Raw genomic sequence first — 18,713 nt, 5'->3', positions numbered from 1 at the left:
TTCAGATTATGATAAGGTTCAACTGCCGCAAAAACGGGACGACAAATTCTGGATGGAATGGATCACCTTTCGCTGTCACACCGTGGCTGAGTTTCATAAGCGGCTGCGCACCGTGGCTCGACAATACAACCCCCATTTCATGATTTCGGGCAATGTCTTCGGCGGCTTTGGCTATGGGCCCATTGCTTATGATGCCGCAGGCAATATGGAAATGCTGGCTCGTGAGGGCTACGACGATTTCATTTATTCCGAGATGCAGGAATTTTTGGATAGCGCCCCTCGCAAAGACGAAAATGGCACCAAAATCACCAATAGCCCCGCTCTGAAATTTCTGGCAGCCGCTTCGCACGGCAAACCGACGATCATTTATGCCACCGAAATCACGCCGCCGATCTTTCCCGATCCGACCGAAAAATGCCTCAGCGCCATGGCGCAGATCAACATCGCCGAAGCAGTTGCCAACCATGCCATTTTCCGAGAAAAACGGCAGACCCCGCCTGGGGCGACGGACATGTATCGCTTTCTCTCTGCCAATGAAAAATATCTGGTCGGTGCCCAGCTTCATAGCAATATCGCTGTGTTGGCCTCGCTCAATCAATATCTGGCGGACGAGCAGAGCTTTGCCTTCAGCTTGTCTCGGGTGCTGGCCGATCAGGGCATTGCGCATCAGATGATTGTTGAGGATGATCTGCTGTTGGCTGACCTAACGAGATATGACTTGATCATAATTCCATATCTTCCGCTGTTAAGCGCCCAAAAGCAGGAAGCATTGAAGGCGTATGCTGAACATGGCGGCAAGGTACTGCTTCTCGGTAACTGCGGTTTCAAGAACGAATTCAATGTCCCGCAACAGGCAATTGTGTTGGCCTCGCTTTTTGAAGGAAGTCAATATCCCAATCAAATGACGGTGAGAAAATATGGGCAAGGATCGGTTTTTTTCATCCCATTGACTATTCCCGATTCCAAATTTTTGATCCCTCTGAAGAAAAAAGGCGAGGTCACGACGTTCGGCCCTGAAATGGCCGATGTCTTTGCCGATATTCCCGAGGGCTACACCCGCAATCGAATGGATCCAGAGCTGCGCCAGATTCTCGAAAATGTGGTTCAAAAAACGATTGAGCTTCTCGATGATCAGACGACCAGAATCCTCTCAGCCGCCCCGTATGTCGAGCTAACCACGATGCTGAATCAAAAGGAAAATTGCCTGCTGGTTCACCTCGTCAACTATGATGTAACGGTGGATGGGACAATTACGCCATGCAAGAATTTGAAAATTCAGCTTGCTTTGCCCGAAGGGAAGAAAGCGAAATCGGTTCGGTACAGCGGCTCGTTGTCCGAATTGATGCCCATAGAATTTGGCACAATTGAAAAAAAGGGAAGGCAGATTGTTACGTTTGGGGTGGATGAGGTACAGGTGTATGGGCTGGGGATTGTTGAGTTAAATTAGTAAAAATGAGGAAGACAATTATGGTTAAACTAAATTCCATTTTGTTGATCTTATTGATTCCAGTTTTTTCCCTTTTGAATTATTGTTCCAAAAAGTCCACCAATGAACCAGACAATGGCAGCTTCCAACTGGAAGAAATTGACGATGTCATCCCCAATCCGTTCAAAGGCTTTGCCCCGTGGATTGGCGATGAAAATCCGATTTATGAGACCAAGCTACAATATGCGACGTTCGCCTGGAGCGAGCTGGAACCACGAAAGGGCGTTTACAACTGGGCCCGATTGGAAAAAGATTGGGGCAATGTGGCTCAAACTGGCAAACGAGTCGGCTTCCGCATCGCTGCTGCGATCCCAGGCTCAGGCCAAATTCATACGCCACAATGGCTCATCGACCAGGGCGTGCGGATGCGTCCCTATTCCATCGATGGCCATGAGGGGCTGGCGCCAGACTGGGATGACCCCAAATTTCTGGCTGCCCATCATGATTTTATCATGGCGTTGGGCGCTCGATATGATCGTGATCCCCGTGTCGCCTGGATCGACATCGGCTCGTATGGCTTCTGGGGCGAATGGCATGTCTGGCTGAATGACTCACTGGCAGCAACTCAAGCGACCAAGCAGAAAATCCTGGAGGATTACTTTGCCGCTTTTCCCACCAAGCCTAAAGTCATTGCCTTTGATGACGATTTCGCCACCAAGTATGTCACTGACCGTGGTTGTGGCATTCGGAATGATTGCCTCGGCACTAAAGAATCGAATGATTGGTATCTGGAAAGCCTGAATCAAATTGATCCGCTGTTGAATGATCGAGTTTGGAAGACAGCTATCATCACAGGCGAATTTTGTGGTTCGAATCACGGGGCAATTGAAGGAACGACGGAACGGTTTGATCTCAATTTTGAATTTATCAAAAAAACGCATTGGTCGTTCATCGGTCCTGCTGGTGGCACCATCGAGCCGCAGAGTGAAAGCCATCGGAGAGATCTGGATAAGCTCCACAAAATGCTGGGGTATCGCTTCGTGTTGAGAGATGTAGTATTTGAGAAAAATATCAATCGAGGCGATACGCTGAAACTCACCATTAGGGTCGAAAATAAAGGCGTCGCTCCATTCTATCTCCCCTGGCCTGTGGTCATCTATTTCGTTGATAGCGATGGGACAGCTAAATTGGAACACGTAACGGGAGTGAATATCACCCAATGGCTACCTGGATTGCATACCGAACAGATCGAGATTTTCATCCCAGAATCTGTGCCTCTCGGAACCTATGATCTTAAGATAGCGATCCCTGATCCTGATTTTAAAATTGTCGGAATATTATTTGCCAACAAAGGCAAGGATGAATTGGGTCGTTTCCTGTTAGGTCGATTGCAAATTAGTTAGTGTTTGGGTGAAGACTCATAACTCTTGAATCTAACGGTCAATATTCCGCCGACTGGTGTAAAGTGATGAAGCAGTTCTTCTGATTTTCAAAATTTTAGGGATAACGTCGCTCCCAGACTGCATGAAATGCATATGTAATTTTTTGAATGTCATTCCGATCCGCAAAGTGGCAATTGGCGTCGACTTAAGAGTACGAAGTCATTCTGAGCGATCGCAGGGAGCGAAGAATCTCTTAATTTAACGAAATTAGGTGTGTTTTTTGAAGAGATTCTTCGTCGCTTCGCTCCTCAGAATGACAGCGTCCCACCATGTATTCCCTTAAGTTGACGCTTATGGCCAACTGGCAGAGAAGAATCTGTTTAATGCAAAATGTTTTTGGGACATATAGATTCCTCACTTCGCTGCGCTCCGTTCGGAAAGACAGAAAAATCGGGTGTTTTCACACAATCTGTCCGCTCGCAATAACATCGATATCTGCACCCTTGCCGAATAACTCAGCTTCCACATGGGTCAAAATTTCGCTGGAAATATTTTGAAGTGAATATCAAGAAAATCTACAATAAATAAAAATTGAGCGATTGAATAATTCTCCTTAGTCAAATTATCTTAATTCACCTTGCGTGTCATTTCGAGTGGAGCGAGAAATCTGTTTACTCCGAATTTATCGACATGTACAGATTCCTCACTCCGCTACGCTTCGTTCGGAATGACACGTCGTCTTTTCATCTAACTAAGTAGTGCTAATCAATGCCCCAATAATTCAACACTCCAATAATCCAATACTCAAACACTCCAACATTCCAATGCTCCAACACTCCAACACTCCAAAACTCCAACACTCCACCATTCCTACCTTCCTCATTTCATTTTAATATCGAATCATCAGACTTCTCACCCCATCGTAATCCTTTGTCAGCCTTTAATTTCCATTTGACTTTTACAAAAAAATTCATATATTTATCCAGCAAAAATTTGAAAGAGGTAAACGAAAGTGAACATTATTATCATTGGTGCGGGCGATATTGGCTATCATCTGGCCAAGATGCTGTCCTATGAGAAACATGACATCGTATTGATCGAAAAGGATCATGATAGATACACGCATGCGGCTGAGACGCTGGATGCGCATGTTTTTCAGGGCAGTGGCACCAGTTTCAGAATATTAGAGAGCGCAGGCATCGAAAAAGCGGATCTGGTGGTGGCGGTCACCGATTCGGATGAGGTGAACCTGCTGGCGGCTATTGCAGCCAAAGAATACGGGGTCGCACGAACCGTTGCTCGAGTGAAAAACAGGGAATTTCTCCGCACGGACGCCCCGATTAATGCTCAGAAATTTAATATCGACCTGATTATTCATCCCGAATCGGTGGCGGCACAGGGGGCAGTGCGTTTGTTGAAGCAAGCGGCAGCGACCGATGTTATCGAATTTGCCAAAGGCAAAATCATCGTCATGGGCATCCAATTGGAGCGGGACAATCCGATTCTGAATATTCCGCTGAGCGAGCTGTCCAAAAAATATCCTGATTTTATCTTTCGGGTCATCGCCATTCATCGCAAGGATGTCACTAAGATACCACGGGGCAATGACTTTCTGGTTCACAATGACCGCATCTTTGTCATCGTAGCTCGGGAAAATGTCCAGGATGTTGTGCGAATTGCAGGCAAGGAGAATGTGAAAATCGAAAACGTGATGATTTTGGGCGGCGGACAGACAGGATACATCATTGCCCATGAGCTGGAAAAGGAGTATAACGTCAAAATCATCGAATCGAATGTAGAAAAGTCATACGACCTGGCGGAAAAGCTGAAGCGGGCGCTGGTCATCAAGGGCGATGGGCTGGACCTGGATTTAATGGCCATGGAGGGCATCGTGGATATGGACGCCTTTATCGCCGTGACAGGCGATGATGAGACCAACATCGTCTCCTGCCTGATGGCCAAGCATTTGAAAGTGCCCAGAATCATTGCCCTCATCAATCGCACCGATTACTGGTCCATCATCCCCACTATTGGGATCAATGCCTATATCTCAAAACAATTGCTCACCGTAAATAGCATTTTGAAATTCATCCGACGAGGGACGGTGGTGAATGTGGCGTCAATCCCTGGGATTGCCGCCGAAGTGATTGAACTCATTCCCAAAAAAGGCTCCAAGATCACCCGAAAAACACTGCGGGAACTCGATTTCCCAGACGGGGCCATCGTCGGGGCTGTGATGCGGGACGATCAGGTATTCATTCCCGTTGGCGACACGCAAGTGAAGGCAGGCGACAAGGTAGTGGTGTTCTCGTTGCCGTCGGATATTCATGAAGTGGAGGAGTTTTTTAACTAAAGTGGGAGTTAAGCCGTAAGGAGTTAAGCCGTCAGGCTTTTAGAACACGGGCGATTGTTCTGAGATGGTTTTGAAAATGGCTAAAAGGCTGACGCCTTAATTCCCTTTCGAGATGGGATAAAGCCATCAGGGCTAAAACAAGCTTGTTGAATGAAAGGCGCTCCCTTCGATGAATTTAAAAACGGTTAAAAGGCTAACACAGGGTTAAAAGGCTAACGCCTTAAATCCCAAGCAAGGTGGAGTTAAGCCGTCAGGCTTTTATGATTAGATCAGAAGCAAAGGAACATTAAATGAAACGCCATACGCCATATCATCTTTATATTGATGATTACCCTTATTTCATTAACGTTCATACTTATCTCAATATCTATCAGATGACTTCTGACTTTGAAAAACAAAAGCTGCTTCAGAAGATTACGGAATTTTTCAAAACCTTTCATTTTGTTCTTTATGCTTGGATCATTCTGGACAATCATTATCATCTCCTCTTTAAAACCCGAATCGGGAGAGATTTGTCCAAAGTGTTTGGTAAAATTCATGCAGGCTATTCTTATGAAATAAATTCGCTTCAAAATTGTCGGGGCAGAAAAATTTGGCAGAATTATTGGGATTGGTGTATCCGATCCGAACGGGATTTTTGGACGCATTTCAATTATTTGCATCATAATTGCATTAAACATGGCTATTGCAAAAAAATGGAAGACTATAAATTTTCCAGCTATCGCTCCTGGATCAAGCAAAAAGGAGAAGACTGGATGATGTCGGTTTTTCAACAATATCCGATTATTGATTTTTCAATTGATCATGATGATTTTGAAAATGACTTTGAATAAAAAAAGGAGTTAAGCCGTAAGGCTTTTAGAGAAATCACAGCCTGATCAGCCAGAGATTAAAAGGCTAACGCCTTAATTCCCACTCAATGTGGGAGTAAAACTTTAAGGCTTTCATAAAGTTAACAGTCTGGCTGGCTTTGTCTTCAGGGGATAAAAGGCTGACGCCTTAATTCCTCAGCAAAGCGGGAGTTAAGCCGTAAGGCTTTTAGAGAAATCACAACTTCATCGGTGAAGGACTAAAAGGCTAACGCCTTAACTCCCATTCAAAATAAAAGGCTAACGCCTTCATTCCCACTTAATCTGGGAGTTAAGCCGTGAGGCTTTTATCAAGTTACCAATGCGGTCAGCTTTATTTTTAGGGACTAAAAGGCTAACGCCTTAACTCCCATTCACGATAAAAGGCTGACGCCTTAACTCTTGAAAATTACAAATTCTAATTGACGATGATCAACCTCCGTTCCATCATTCATATTCTCAGTGCCCTGCTTATTTTCTTAGGGATTTCCTTGATTCCCTCTGGATTGATCGCCCTTATTTATCACGAAGGCGATTCCCAGGCCTTTCTTATCACCATTGCCATTGCCTGGCTGATCGGGATTCCTACTTTTTTCGTTAGCAGAACCACGGCCGAATTGCGGCCCAAAGATGGCTTTTTGATCGTCACTTCGGGCTGGCTGTTGTTCTCATTCATCGGCGCTTTGCCATTTAAATTGTCGGGATTTATTCCATCATATACTGATTGCTTCTTTGAGACCATTTCTGGCTTCACCACCACAGGCGCTTCGATCCTCACCAATATCGAGACTTTGCCTCATGGGCTGCTGTTCTGGCGATCGTTCACCCACTGGCTGGGCGGCATGGGCATCATCCTGCTGTCGCTAGCGATCCTGCCTTTATTAGGTGTGGCGGGGATGCAACTATTCAAAGCCGAAGTACCAGGGCCGACGCATGACAAAATAACGCCTCGACTGAAGGACACGGCCAAACTATTATGGGGCGTCTATGCGCTGATCAGCCTGGTGGAGACCATTTTACTGATGCTGGCGGGTATGAATTGGTTCGATGCCCTGTGCCATACCTTTGGCACCATGGCCACAGGTGGCTTTTCCACGAAAAATGCGAGTATCGGTCATTACAATAGCCCGCTGATCGATTTCATCATCATCCTGTTTATGATGCTGGCGGGGATCAATTTCGCCCTGCACTATCGGGCGCTGCGGGGCCAGCCGCAAGTTTATCTCAAAGACGCCGAGGTCAGATTTTTTGGTTCGATCATTCTTTTGGCGACGCTGATCATTGGCTTTGATGTGTGGAAAGTCACGGGTCACCACCTGTTCAAAACAATCCAATACAGTTTATTTCAAGTTGTTTCTATCGTCACCACAACGGGCTATGGCACTGCCGATTATGAGCAATGGTCAGGATTATCCCAGGCGATTTTATTTTTCCTGATGTTTTTCGGGGGCTGTGCGGGCTCCACAGGCGGCGGCATGAAAATCATCCGCACCATGATCTTGTTGCAAATGGGGCGCAATGAAATCAAGCGATTGATCCATCCGCAGGCGGTATTTAGTGTGCGGGTGGGAAGCAATGTAATTCCTCGTGAGATTTCATCCACCATCGGTGGGTTCTTTTTGCTTTATATGGCATTGACGGTGTTCGGCGTGCTATTCATGAGCGCACTGGGACTGGATTTTCAGACTGCCTTTGGTAGCGTGGCGGCCATGATCAATAACATCGGTCCTGGCCTGGGTCAGGTGGGACCAACCGATAATTACGCCCATATTCCGATGATCGGTAAATGGTTCCTCAGCTTTTTGATGCTGGTGGGAAGGTTAGAGGTCTTCACGGTACTGGTACTGTTTACCGCTTCGTTCTGGCGGAAATGAATTTGGTGAGCGCCATTGCCTAAATGCTACCAATTGGAAAATCGAGTAACAATTTCGTTCAATTTATGCTCAAGTTGAAATAGTTCTTTTATTCAACAGCGAGGATTCTTGCGAAGGTTTCGAACCTTCGCAAGGGTTTCAATCCTACATTAATTGGGAAGATTGCTGGTTCGATCAATAATAAATGATTACCTGATTGGTATCACTCTTAAATTCGGTTCGAAAACTATCGAGACTTCTCACCGCAGGACCTCGCAGCACCTTACCATCCTTATCGAACTGGGAACCATGACAGGCGCAGTTAAATTTATTACTTGAGGCTTGCCAATCGATGGTACAGCCCTGATGAGTACATACCAGCGACAGTGTTTTGAACGTGGTATCGCTGATTCGAAATAGAATCACTGGCGTCCCTCCTAATTGAAAAGTCTTGAAGCCTCCTACCTGCTGCAGGGCAGGATTTTCGCTCAAATTAACGGTGAATGTTCGTTCTGAGGGGCCATTATCATTGCCAGGTCCAGTGGGATTTTTATCCTTACCACAACTGGCTAATAACGAAGCAAAAACGCTCACTCCCAATCCTGTTAATAGCAAATTCCCTGATGATTCGAAAAATTGACGGCGGTTGATTTTATTTTGATCCATAGCTCTGCCTCCGATGATTCAATTTCTGATTTTAACTTTAAAGCTTAGGCCTATTTGTCCAGAGGGTTTCCCTCCCAATTGTTTATCCCCGTTTAGTTACTTAAACTACTGAACCACTCAACCATCCGCCCAAAAAAAAAGCTTCCCCGATCTGATCGATCCAGGAAGCTTTTCTTTGAACTCAGTTTGATTTGACTTTGCAGGTCGAAATGCCGAATGGCCTGTAAAGCGGACACCAGCCAATAATTGCGGTAAGCATTGGTACCAGGCCAATAAGTCCCAGCCAGCTTTTGAATCCAATGCCCAAGCCGATAATCGCAAGGCCTAAAATCACACGAATTACTCGATCTATTGATCCAACGTTCTTTTTCATCTGCTACTCCTCCTGTATTGCTTTTTGTTAAGTTATTTACTTTGCCACTAGAAAGCGTTTATTCAATTCCAGCTATCAGTTGCAAGTGTTCAGTTTTGATCTGTCAATCCTCGCTCTGAAGGATTCGGTCTTCAATCATCAATGTTATGTTTTAAGAAATTCGGTCCAGACTTACCGATAATGTAAATTGCTGAAAATTTCCACTAACAGGCAACTTCTGGCTCTTGTCTGTTGACTAACCACTGCCAGCGGCAGACTACACACTACTTCATCATCACCATCCGCTGCGTGCTGGCAAAGCGATCTGCTTCAATCCGATAGAAGTAGATACCTGAGCTGAGCAAGCGACCAAAATCGTCCTTGCCATCCCATTTTGCGGCGTGAACTCCAGCAGTTAACTGACCATTCACCAGCAACCGCACTCGCTGTCCCAGCATGTTGAAAATTTCCAGCTTCACCTCGGAAGCGTTGGGCAACGAAAAGCGAATTGTTGTTTCGGGATTGAATGGATTGGGATAATTTTGCTCCAGACTAAATTGACCAGGTACACCAGTCTGAGCAGATTCATCATTAACACCCGTAGTGCCAGGCCATTGAATATCTGTAAAACTGGTATTGTGAACGAAATTGAGAATCACCTCACCAATCACATTGTTAGCCTCCAAACGCCAGGCATGATCGGTCGGCGGGGCATTGTAGCTTCCGTTGCCATTGTGATCCGCATAAAAATCGACCCAATAACTGTTACCTGCTGTGACATTATCAAACGTCACCGAAAAATTCGGCGCAGGAATAGCCGACACGGTCTTGCGACTTGCCTCAATTCCAGTAGCCTTATCAACTACTCGAGCTTCAAATTTCTGTCCAACATGGGGATTCATATTGCTCAACTGCAAGATGATTGAAGGGATTGTTGTGTCCTTTCGGTAGAGAATTGTGCCATTATCGCCGACAGCCCAGCCATGGCCCGCATTGAGAAAGAAGACATCATTCAGCTCGACCGTCACGCCGCTTGCCTCTACCGCCCAATTCACACCGCCATTCGTTGTTTTGAAAATCCGACCGCTATTGCCCACAGCCCAGCCATTGGTTGAATTCAGGAACACAACTGCCTCCAGCCCAACATTGATGCCACTGTTTCGAGATGACCAGGTGTTTCCACCATCGGTAGAATAGAGCAGCACATCGTTTTGTCCCGCAATCCAGCCCTCGGTTTGGGTCAGAAAAAATACATCATGTAGATCGCTGGATGTGCCTGGAGATTTCGCCGACCAGGTTTGTCCGCCATTGGTGCTGATTTTCAAAACGCCATTTTCGCCGACAACCCAGGCATACTGGCTGCCCTTTGCTGCAATGCCCCGATAGCGAACCGTTCCAGTTTCTACAACGGTCCAGGAAGCGCCGTTATCGGTCGAGCGAAGGATCACTCCATCTCGACCCGCTGCGTAAGCCATGCCGCCTTCGCCAAAGGCTACCGCCAAAATATTGCTGCTGGTGCCACTGGAGATTTGCGTCCAGTTCGCTCCACCGTTGATCGTTCGGAAGATGCGACCGTTATCACCGACAATCAGCCCAATATTTTGATCCAAAAAAGCGACATCTTTCAAGTCCTCATTGGTCAATTTGATAGCATTCCAGGTCTGTCCGCCATTTATTGTGAACAGGGTTGTGCCTGAATTACCGACCGCCCAACCATTCTGGGTATCTTTGAACCAGATGGCTTCTAAGATATTTGTTGTACCGCTGGTCTGTGACGTCCAGCTTTGGGAAAAAACGTTTGCTGTCAAAGCCAGAAAAACAAAGATGACCACATTTAGAGTGTATCTTTTTACCATTTTTGACTCCTGAAATATTTTATGAACGAATATAGGACTAATTATGTCCTATTTAGATGATCTTCATAGCAAAAGGATTCTGTAAAATGGGCATTTCATAAAATAAAGCATGAGATTGTGCTTGTTATTCAAAATAAACTGGCGTTCTGAGTCAAAGTATTCTAAAGGATCCGAGCTTCCGACAGGGAAAATACTCACTGCTGAACGAAACAAAACGAAATAATAGGTGTTTAATAGGACAAATTTTTTAGATATTTTTAGAAAGGTGAGCTGTCAAAAATAAGATGCAAAACGTCAGACGTGAAACGAATATAAATGATCATCATTTCATACTCTTTTGATCGGGCGTCTCGCATTTGCCGTTTCCCGTTTCACCATTTAGATCGAATTCAAACCAAAGGAACAATCCGATCGATACCATTACTATTCTTCTCATCGCTTTGGCGCTAGCCATGGACGCCTTTGCCGTGGCTGTGGCTTCAGGGGTTGCACTGAAGGCTGTCAGCTCCAGGCAGACCTTGCGGCTAGCATGGCACTTTGGCTGGTTTCAGTTTCTCATGCCTGTCATTGGATGGACAGTTGGGACTACCGTTTACAAAATGGTTGAAAAGATCGACCATTGGCTGGCATTTTTGCTGCTATCTTTTATCGGTCTCAGAATGATCATCAGCGCCTTAAAGGCTGAGGATGGCAAGCCAAGGACCAACGACCCTACCAAGGGTGGGACTTTGATCATGCTCTCCATCGCCACCAGCCTTGATGCGTTGGCCGTAGGGCTAAGTATTTCACTGTTGAAAATCTCCATCTGGAAGCCCGCCCTAATTATTGGACTGATCGCCTTCAGTTTCACTGCCATCGGCATTCAACTTGGAAGAATTGTGGGGATGAATTTCAAATTGGATAAGTATGCGGAGATTATTGGGGGGCTGGTGTTGATTGGGATTGGGGTGAGGATTTTGGTGGAGCATGGGGTGCTTCATTTTGGCGGTTAGCTTTTGGCATTTGGCTTCTGGCTTTTGTCTTTTGCGACAAATATCGCCCTTTAAAAATTCAGCAACTTTATCCTTCCTTTATCGTTCCTAATCTGAGATTTCACCAAAAAAATACAATAATTTTGCACCTCTTTCGTCTTTATTATCGAGATGATAAACAAGCAAATAAATAGGGTAGATAAGAGCTTCGAGGCGGAGCAAAGGAGTTTATTCGCCTTTATCCGATCCAAAATTCGCTCGATAGAAGAATCGGAAGATCTGTTGCAGGAGGTCTTCTTTCAGGCACTGAGTAGTCTGAATGCGCTCGAAGCGGTCGATAATCTGACGGGATGGCTGTACACTGTCGCCAAAAACAAGATCATCGATTGGTATCGGAAGAAGCGACTGCCAACGGTTTCTATCGATGAACCGATGGCGAACGGATTCAGCTTCCAAGATTTTTTAACCGAGGAAATTCCCGATGGACTGGATGAAGAGACTCGTGAGCTGGTTCTTCAATCCATCATGGAAGCCATCGAGGAACTTCCAGAGAAGCAGCGCTATGTGTTCATCCAGCAGGTGGTGGAAGGCAAGACCTTTCGGGAGCTTGCGGAGGAGACGGGCGACTCGATCAATACCTTGATTGCTCGGAAACGGTATGCCGTTCAATTTTTAAAGAATAGGTTAGCCAGGTTAAAGCCTGGACTCCAAACTCAAACTTAAGAGGTGCAAAATGGAAAAGCTAAAACATCTGAGTGGCACCAAAAGAGTGTTCGCCATTATTGGCATGGCGATCGGTGGTGTCATCCTGGCGGCGGCTATTGCGCTATTGCTGGGATTTGTGGTGATGTGGCTCTGGAATTGGCTGATGCCAACGATCTTCGGTCTGACCAAAATCACCTTCTGGCAAGCGTGGGGACTGGTGCTGCTGTCGCACATCCTGTTCAAATCGTTCCCACACAGCAAAAATCACGATCATGATGATCGCTGGAAGAAGCGTTTTAAAGAGAAATTTGGTCCTGAAAAAGAAGGCGAGACGAAACAGGAATTTGGGGATTCGATCACCCAATAATTTTTTATCCCAACCATTTCAAATGTTCTGAGCCTTTGAAATGATTTTGGAGAGTTAAAAAAATAGAATTCTATAGTCATTCCGAACGGATCCGCCCGCCAATCGACCATAAGCGTCAACCTTAGAGTAAAATGTCATTCTGAGCGACCATAGGGAGCGAAGAATCTCTTGATTGATCGAAAATACGTGCTTCTATCGAAGAGATTCTTCGTCGCTTCGCTCCTCAGAATGACATCGTTGCTATATTCATTCGTTTAGGTTGACGGGAATGGCCAATCGGCGGGCGGAGGAGTGAGGAATCTATATTTCTCATGCAATCGGTTACTTAATGAGATTCCTCCCCGCCATCTGGCGGGTCGGAATGACATTTTCTTATTTTGCAAACCTCTCTAAAAGTCATACTAAGGGAACATAAAAATGGAAAAGATCAAACAATACAAACCGCATGGCAACCTGGCAGGCGAGCATCCCTGGGGCGATGCAGGTCAGCTCATCCTCTTTCTCATCTTTCTGATCGTCTGGGTCGGGGACTCCTTTATCTTTCATTTTTCAACATTTCTTGCTGACGAGATCCCGATCTACGTTCGATTGCCCATCGCTCTGGTAATTCTTGGTGGTGCAGTCTATTTTATTCGGTCTGCTCATCGGATTATTTTTGATGGAGAGATCCACCCACCAGAAGTCATTCGCACCGGTATTTTGATCGAGTGAGACATCCGCTTTATCTGGGCTCCATTTATTTTATGCAGGATTGATCGTGCTGACGCGTTTGCTTCTCTCATTTGCTCTCTGGATTGGAATAATCGCCTTTTATTATGTCATTGCTCGCTGCGAAGATAAGTTATTGCTCGTTAGATTTGGGAATGAATATGAAAAAAACAAGAGCGACGTGCCGATGTGGCCGCCTCAGTTTTTCCAATGAGAAAAAGGCCAGTGAGAAGCTGACTAGCTGCAGCTTCTCACTGGCTTCAAGAAAAAACTTGGATTGAATTTCAATTCACCCGTATCCCAGCGTAAATTTGCCTGCCCACCACAGGTCCCCAAATTCTCGACGAGTCAAAATAGGGACTGAATGGCTCCTGCCACGCCAGAATTGGATTGGGCTGAATGTAGTTGGTGATATTCTCCACGCCGATATAGAATTCCAGATTTTTAAATTTGCGTTTGATTTGGCCAAACATCATCACATAAGCGGGAGAGTAGGCTGCTGTTCGATAGTTCTCTGGATTCATCTCGGTATTGGGTAGACGGCTCTTGCTGTTCAATTGGGTCGTCAAATCAAACTGCCAATTTTTCGAAGGTGTTTGATACGACAGCACCAGCAGCCCTTTATGGCGGTTGGTCAGCGGCTCTTCCAACAGGCGACCATTGATCGTCATTTTCACATCGTTCCAGCGCCAGGCCAAAATGCTTTGAAAGCCTGAAAAAATGGTGGCGTTCAGCTCGATCTGAAAACTATTGGAAAACGCAGCTCCGTTTAAATTGTAAACATGGATCTGGTCAGCCGCTTGTTCAGTATCCACAATCACCCGATTCTGAAAATCAGTTCGATAGAAATCCACAACCAATGTGGCGGGTCGATCATGACCCAGAGTGAAATCCTGTGACAATTGAATCCCATAGTTCCATGCTTCCTCAGCCTTAGGCGTTTCAAGTATAGACAAGCGCTTCGAGCTGGCCAGAATTGCCAGATTTTCCATGAAAAGGTGAGCGCTACGATAACCTTTGCCAGCCGATAGACGGATTATCGTCGCAGGCGTCCATAGATATTTCACATGAAAGCGAGGCGTATAAAAATTGCCGTAGAGACTATGGCGGTCATAACGAAATCCTGCCAGCGTGGTCACTTTATCGGTGGGTTTCCACGTGTGCTCGATAAAGATGCCAGGAACGCGCTCATTTTTTTTGTAGTCCGCATCGTTATAAATTTCATCGACTCGATCCGATACAAAACTGACGCCTGTGGCAATATCATGTGCGCCCAGGGTTTTCTGAAAAATCAAGTTACCATAAAGACTGGTCTCGTTTCCTTGATAAGTTTTTGTTCCCCAGAAAGCATCGTTGTTATGACGAAACGCCGAAAAAATAAATCCGATGCTGCTCGAGCCCGCTTGATCCAGCGCCCTACCGAACTTGGCGTAAACCTCTTGTCGATTGGTTTTGGTGTGAAAACCATAATCATCCAGATGCGGTGTATGGTTATCAAAATCAAAATCAGTCTGGCCGCCATCTCGGTGGTCATGAATGATGGTGAAGCCCAATTGACCATCTCCCAGATCTCCTGGCTGAAATTTCCAGCGATTCATCACATGGAGATGCTCGGACAATGGCATATCCATAAACGTATCATCGTTTTTATCATGGCGAAGGCGATTGAGATTACCATACGCCAATACCATGGTGCTGAGCCTGTCATTGAAACGATGCGAGACCCCGAGGCTGGATTCCGTCTTGCCCATGCTATTCTGATAGATGTTGAAAAACAGCGGCTCGTCTTTTTCGGGCTTCTTGAACTCTACATTGATCTGCCCTGTGGTGGATTCGTATCCCGTCATCACCGATGCGGTGCCTTTGGAGATATCAATCGATTCCATCCATGGGCCCGGCACATAGTCGAGTGCGAATGGAGCGATGAGCCCGCGGATCACTGGCTTCTTTTCTATCAAAACCTGAGTATAGAATCCCGCCAATCCAAGCATTTTAATGCGCTTTGCTCCGCTGATGGCGTCGCTTTTTTCGACATCGACAGTGTTCGTGTTTTCAAAACTTTCTGACAAGGTGCAGCAAGCCAATGTTCGCAGTCCGCTTTCTGTAATGGTCTGGGTGGCGCGAACTTCTTCTGCAGAATGAAAAATATGGGGCCTTTCTGCTGTAACCTCAAGGCCCTCGGTTGTTCGAATTTGTTTCAAAAAGACCATTACATGATCAATATGATCATCAATGATCAGCGTATCGTTTTTGTATTCTACATAGCTGACGATTAGCTTTAAGCTATCTAACTTTGGCTTTTTTAATTGAAAGTTCCCCAGAGCATCGGTTGTTGTACCCAAAGATGTTCCCGCCCAATACACATTGGCGCCAGCAAGAGAAATCGTGTCTTGGGCGCTCTGATCAAATTTGATGCCCATGACAGTGCCATGAACATATCCTTGATGCTGTTGATGTTGTGAATAGAGCAATGATCCCTTTCCCATAAACAAAATTGCCACCAGAAAGAGGCAAATTAAAAAATGGATTGATTTTTTCATCGTCGTCTCCTTTACCTGTTAAAAATATAATTCATTGGCAAATTAAGGAAATTTGCATGTTTTCCATTTAGCTTCCAAGCCATAATTGTGGTGGATAATATTTTGCTATTTCATCCCATATCAGTTTAAAATAAGCCGGCCGTAGAAAATTTTCCGAAATAAAAATATAAGAGTATTCAGAACATTTCGGTTCTTGGCGATCGCTTATTTTAAATGGCCCGCCTTATTTAAGCTGTAAGATTGTTTGATTTGAAAAAGGGATTAGCTTCTTGGTGGTCGGAATATGTCTTGAACAATAGGGGAGATTTGAATAGGGCAGTCAGGTTGAAATAATGGCTCTTGGATGAGGCAAAACTGCATTGGGAGCCGAGGGAGAATGGTTAGCATATTGGAGAAACAAAAACAATGGCATTTCTGATGATGCTGGTTGTTGTTTTGATCGGACGGGCGATCGCAACAGGCCCCCGATTGGCAGCAGTCACATGAGTTTGAATCATTCATCGTGCAGTTTGATGCTGGCTCCATCTCATGCATGGTGTGTGAAAGCAACGCCAAAGGCATCATCGTCAATGTGCAAATGAGAAAAGAGGCGATGACTCGAGTGATCAAAGCCAATTGAATGTGTGTGGTGCGCAATTTTTTCATTGAAAAGCCGTTTTTGTTGCAACGGAACGATCTCTAGAAACGAACAAATAAATGCTTAATTGCAAAACGATTATTTGGCTGCCGTATCAAGCTTTATAATTTAATTTTTTTGGATCAAAAAAGTTTCCATTAAAATGACCGAGAAAAATTTTTTCTGTTTTGTCGGACGAGTCTTTATAAAAAAAACTATCTGAAAAGGATTAGCATGGAAGCGACCAAATCGTCGTATCTGCTCGACCAAAGAGTCGAGCGAACCTAATTTTTAAAACAATTGCTTTCCGATTAATCATTTGATTCAGCACAAGTTAGCTGGCACTGAAATAATGGCATAGACTTTGAATGATTCGCATTTGAACGAAGATCTTCGGATGGTTAGTTCTCAATTAAACTGAAATGGTCATAATTCAACAAGGAGTGTGCTATGAACCGAACGATTCAAACCGCAATTTTAGCTTTTTTGATTGTATTTCTGAGCATCCAAATTGTGGATGCCTCTGCACAGGACAAGCAGCGCAGCAAGAAAGCTTGGCCCGATTCTTTAAATCAAGTGACGTTGACGGGCACCGTCATTATCGATACTACGCATCAAAACATCTATTTTCTGGATGTGGATAATGATGGGGTTGCCGATTTCAATTTGGCCTTTGGACCTGCCTGGTATGAACCCGAAAGCGGTGCTACTCGACCCAATGCTGGTGATTATGTCACCATCGTTGGGGCGGTGAATGAGAAACCAGCGATCCCCGTCGTCATTGTTTTCGAGATCAACGGATTATTGTGGCGCGAGCCAATTGAGAATTGGTGGCAGCATTATCAATGGTGTGACAGTCTGAAAATCATAACCGTTACTGGCACGGTGCTGGTAGATACCACCTATTTTTATGAGCATTATTATTTGGATGTCGACGGTGACCAGCTTCCTGACTACAAGCTCTGTTTTGGCCCCCCCTGGTATGAACCAAAAAGTGGCGCTGTGCGACCCGTGGATGGCGCTACTGTCACCATAGAAGGCGCTGTAAAAGGCGATAGCGAATTGCCATGTCTGGAAGTCTTCAAAATTGATGGACTGGAATGGCGAGCACCCATGGGGCCTGCGCCATGGAGCGGCGGCTGGATCAGTAAGCATCACAAAAATCAAAAACGCATCCATTGTCCGATTGATTCTTCCTCATGGGTTGAAATTCCGCCTGGTGCCTGGCAGGGTGGTGGACATCAGGGTCCCCAGTTTCCTGATTCGGTTTATTGCGAATTCATGAAGGTCTGGCGCGATAGTCTTCCAGGGCGTCCTGATTCGGCAATTGCAGGTTGGCATTTCCACTTCTCCAATCCTGGGGGACATCGGGTGAATGGCAAAGGCGTGCCCGTTCGCTTCATCAAACGACTAAGAATCCAGCTTCACTACGGCGAAGGCGATTCTGGCGGCATGATGCTGAATAAATCGAATATGGCTTCGATTCAGTTGAAATATTGGGATGAAAGACTCGAACAGTGGCTGCCTGTGACCAACGCCAGCTACGATTTCAACAATGAGATCATTATCTTTGAAGCCGAAGATATTCATCCTTATTATGCCGTTTTAGGCATTCAAAGCACGACGTCATTGGCTGGATTGGAAACCAAGGTACCAACCAATTTCGTAATGGAACAGAATTATCCCAATCCGTTCAATCCGAGTACGACGATTGGCTATCGGATCCAGTCAGCAGGAATGGTCCAGCTCACCATCTTTAATGTGCTGGGTAAGGAAGTGCGTAAGCTGGTCAATGAGTATCAGCCTGCTGGGAGTTATCAGGTCGTTTGGGATGGTCGGGATCATGCTGGCAATTTAGTGCCAACTGGGACATACCTCTACAAATTGCAGTTCGGTGATCAAACCCAGATTCGGCAGATGTCCCTGGTGAAGTAAAGTAATTTTATCTGTGGGCTTCAATTTTCTCCCACAGAATTGCAGTCCCACAGAAATGAGATAAAAAATTCTGTGGGATTCCATTTCTGTGGGAGAATATTTTTGTGCTTGATTTTAAAATTTTAAATCTGTATT

The 18,713-nt window shown here is 45.4% G+C and carries 14 protein-coding genes; 10 read left to right on the top strand and 4 right to left on the bottom strand.

Annotated features, from left to right (window positions below):
• The 5 genes from ONB37_16685 to ONB37_16665 all read left to right on the top strand — a co-directional run.
• The coding region (locus ONB37_16685) for a beta-galactosidase trimerization domain-containing protein (protein MDZ7401794.1) at window positions 1-1,447 on the top strand (1,447 nt) is incomplete at its 5' end.
• Between the two features lie 20 nt (window positions 1,448-1,467).
• Window positions 1,468-2,829 (top strand): DUF4832 domain-containing protein, encoded by a 1,362-nt coding sequence (locus tag ONB37_16680; GenBank protein ID MDZ7401793.1) that lies wholly within the window; start codon window positions 1,468-1,470, stop codon window positions 2,827-2,829.
• A 991-nt stretch (window positions 2,830-3,820) separates the two neighbouring features.
• Window positions 3,821-5,161: a Trk system potassium transporter TrkA gene (gene trkA, locus ONB37_16675; protein ID MDZ7401792.1), complete on the top strand. Its 1,341-nt coding sequence runs from the start codon at window positions 3,821-3,823 to the stop codon at window positions 5,159-5,161.
• Between the two features lie 290 nt (window positions 5,162-5,451).
• Window positions 5,452-5,994, top strand: coding sequence for a transposase (locus ONB37_16670; protein ID MDZ7401791.1), 543 nt, complete (start codon window positions 5,452-5,454; stop codon window positions 5,992-5,994).
• A gap of 443 nt (window positions 5,995-6,437) precedes the next feature.
• On the top strand, window positions 6,438-7,883 hold the full coding sequence (locus tag ONB37_16665) for a TrkH family potassium uptake protein (protein MDZ7401790.1): 1,446 nt from the start codon (window positions 6,438-6,440) through the stop codon (window positions 7,881-7,883).
• A 174-nt stretch (window positions 7,884-8,057) separates the two neighbouring features.
• Here ONB37_16665 and ONB37_16660 read toward each other — a convergent pair whose 3' ends face one another.
• The 3 genes from ONB37_16660 to ONB37_16650 form a co-directional block, all read right to left on the bottom strand.
• Window positions 8,058-8,528, bottom strand: coding sequence for a Rieske (2Fe-2S) protein (locus tag ONB37_16660; protein MDZ7401789.1), 471 nt, complete (start codon window positions 8,526-8,528; stop codon window positions 8,058-8,060).
• Between the two features lie 181 nt (window positions 8,529-8,709).
• The gene (locus tag ONB37_16655; protein ID MDZ7401788.1) at window positions 8,710-8,901 is read right to left on the bottom strand and encodes a DUF2892 domain-containing protein; all 192 of its coding nucleotides are present in this window, start codon (window positions 8,899-8,901) and stop codon (window positions 8,710-8,712) included.
• 263 nt (window positions 8,902-9,164) lie between these two features.
• Window positions 9,165-10,736, bottom strand: coding sequence for a YCF48-related protein (locus ONB37_16650; GenBank protein ID MDZ7401787.1), 1,572 nt, complete (start codon window positions 10,734-10,736; stop codon window positions 9,165-9,167).
• A gap of 410 nt (window positions 10,737-11,146) precedes the next feature.
• Here ONB37_16650 and ONB37_16645 point away from each other — a divergent pair, with 410 nt between their 5' ends.
• From ONB37_16645 to ONB37_16630, 4 genes are all read left to right on the top strand, one after another.
• Window positions 11,147-11,728, top strand: a complete 582-nt coding sequence (locus tag ONB37_16645) for a manganese efflux pump MntP family protein (protein ID MDZ7401786.1) — start codon at window positions 11,147-11,149, stop codon at window positions 11,726-11,728.
• 150 nt (window positions 11,729-11,878) lie between these two features.
• Window positions 11,879-12,430 carry an RNA polymerase sigma factor gene (locus tag ONB37_16640; GenBank protein ID MDZ7401785.1) on the top strand — a complete coding sequence of 184 codons (552 nt, stop codon included), beginning with the start codon at window positions 11,879-11,881 and terminating at the stop codon, window positions 12,428-12,430.
• A 10-nt stretch (window positions 12,431-12,440) separates the two neighbouring features.
• A complete protein-coding gene (locus ONB37_16635; protein MDZ7401784.1) occupies window positions 12,441-12,779 on the top strand; it encodes a hypothetical protein in 339 nt (112 codons plus the stop codon).
• Between the two features lie 417 nt (window positions 12,780-13,196).
• Window positions 13,197-13,490 (top strand): hypothetical protein, encoded by a 294-nt coding sequence (locus ONB37_16630; protein MDZ7401783.1) that lies wholly within the window; start codon window positions 13,197-13,199, stop codon window positions 13,488-13,490.
• A 281-nt stretch (window positions 13,491-13,771) separates the two neighbouring features.
• Here the strand turns inward: ONB37_16630 and ONB37_16625 are convergent, their stop codons facing one another.
• Entirely contained in the window at window positions 13,772-16,027 is a 2,256-nt protein-coding gene (locus ONB37_16625) for a TonB-dependent receptor (GenBank protein MDZ7401782.1), read from the bottom strand.
• 1,066 nt (window positions 16,028-17,093) lie between these two features.
• Between ONB37_16625 and ONB37_16620 the strand changes: the two genes are divergently transcribed.
• Window positions 17,094-18,578: a T9SS type A sorting domain-containing protein gene (locus tag ONB37_16620; protein MDZ7401781.1), complete on the top strand. Its 1,485-nt coding sequence runs from the start codon at window positions 17,094-17,096 to the stop codon at window positions 18,576-18,578.
• The last annotated feature ends 135 nt before the right edge of the window (window positions 18,579-18,713 follow it).

Source organism: candidate division KSB1 bacterium (assembly GCA_034506395.1).
Taxonomy (GTDB): domain Bacteria; phylum Zhuqueibacterota; class Zhuqueibacteria; order Thermofontimicrobiales; family Thermofontimicrobiaceae; genus Thermofontimicrobium.
Note: the sequence above shows the minus strand (reverse complement) of the source record. Positions and strands in the feature narration are given on the sequence as shown.

Coding starts and splice junctions, on each gene's coding strand:
- ONB37_16680 (MDZ7401793.1), top strand. CDS start 1,468: ATGGTTAAACTAAATTCCATTTTGTTGATCTTATTGATTCCAGTTTTT.
- ONB37_16670 (MDZ7401791.1), top strand. CDS start 5,452: ATGAAACGCCATACGCCATATCATCTTTATATTGATGATTACCCTTAT.
- ONB37_16665 (MDZ7401790.1), top strand. CDS start 6,438: ATGATCAACCTCCGTTCCATCATTCATATTCTCAGTGCCCTGCTTATT.
- ONB37_16660 (MDZ7401789.1), bottom strand. CDS start 8,528: ATGGATCAAAATAAAATCAACCGCCGTCAATTTTTCGAATCATCAGGG.
- ONB37_16655 (MDZ7401788.1), bottom strand. CDS start 8,901: ATGAAAAAGAACGTTGGATCAATAGATCGAGTAATTCGTGTGATTTTA.
- ONB37_16650 (MDZ7401787.1), bottom strand. CDS start 10,736: ATGGTAAAAAGATACACTCTAAATGTGGTCATCTTTGTTTTTCTGGCT.
- ONB37_16640 (MDZ7401785.1), top strand. CDS start 11,879: ATGATAAACAAGCAAATAAATAGGGTAGATAAGAGCTTCGAGGCGGAG.
- ONB37_16635 (MDZ7401784.1), top strand. CDS start 12,441: ATGGAAAAGCTAAAACATCTGAGTGGCACCAAAAGAGTGTTCGCCATT.
- ONB37_16630 (MDZ7401783.1), top strand. CDS start 13,197: ATGGAAAAGATCAAACAATACAAACCGCATGGCAACCTGGCAGGCGAG.
- ONB37_16625 (MDZ7401782.1), bottom strand. CDS start 16,027: ATGAAAAAATCAATCCATTTTTTAATTTGCCTCTTTCTGGTGGCAATT.
- ONB37_16620 (MDZ7401781.1), top strand. CDS start 17,094: ATGAACCGAACGATTCAAACCGCAATTTTAGCTTTTTTGATTGTATTT.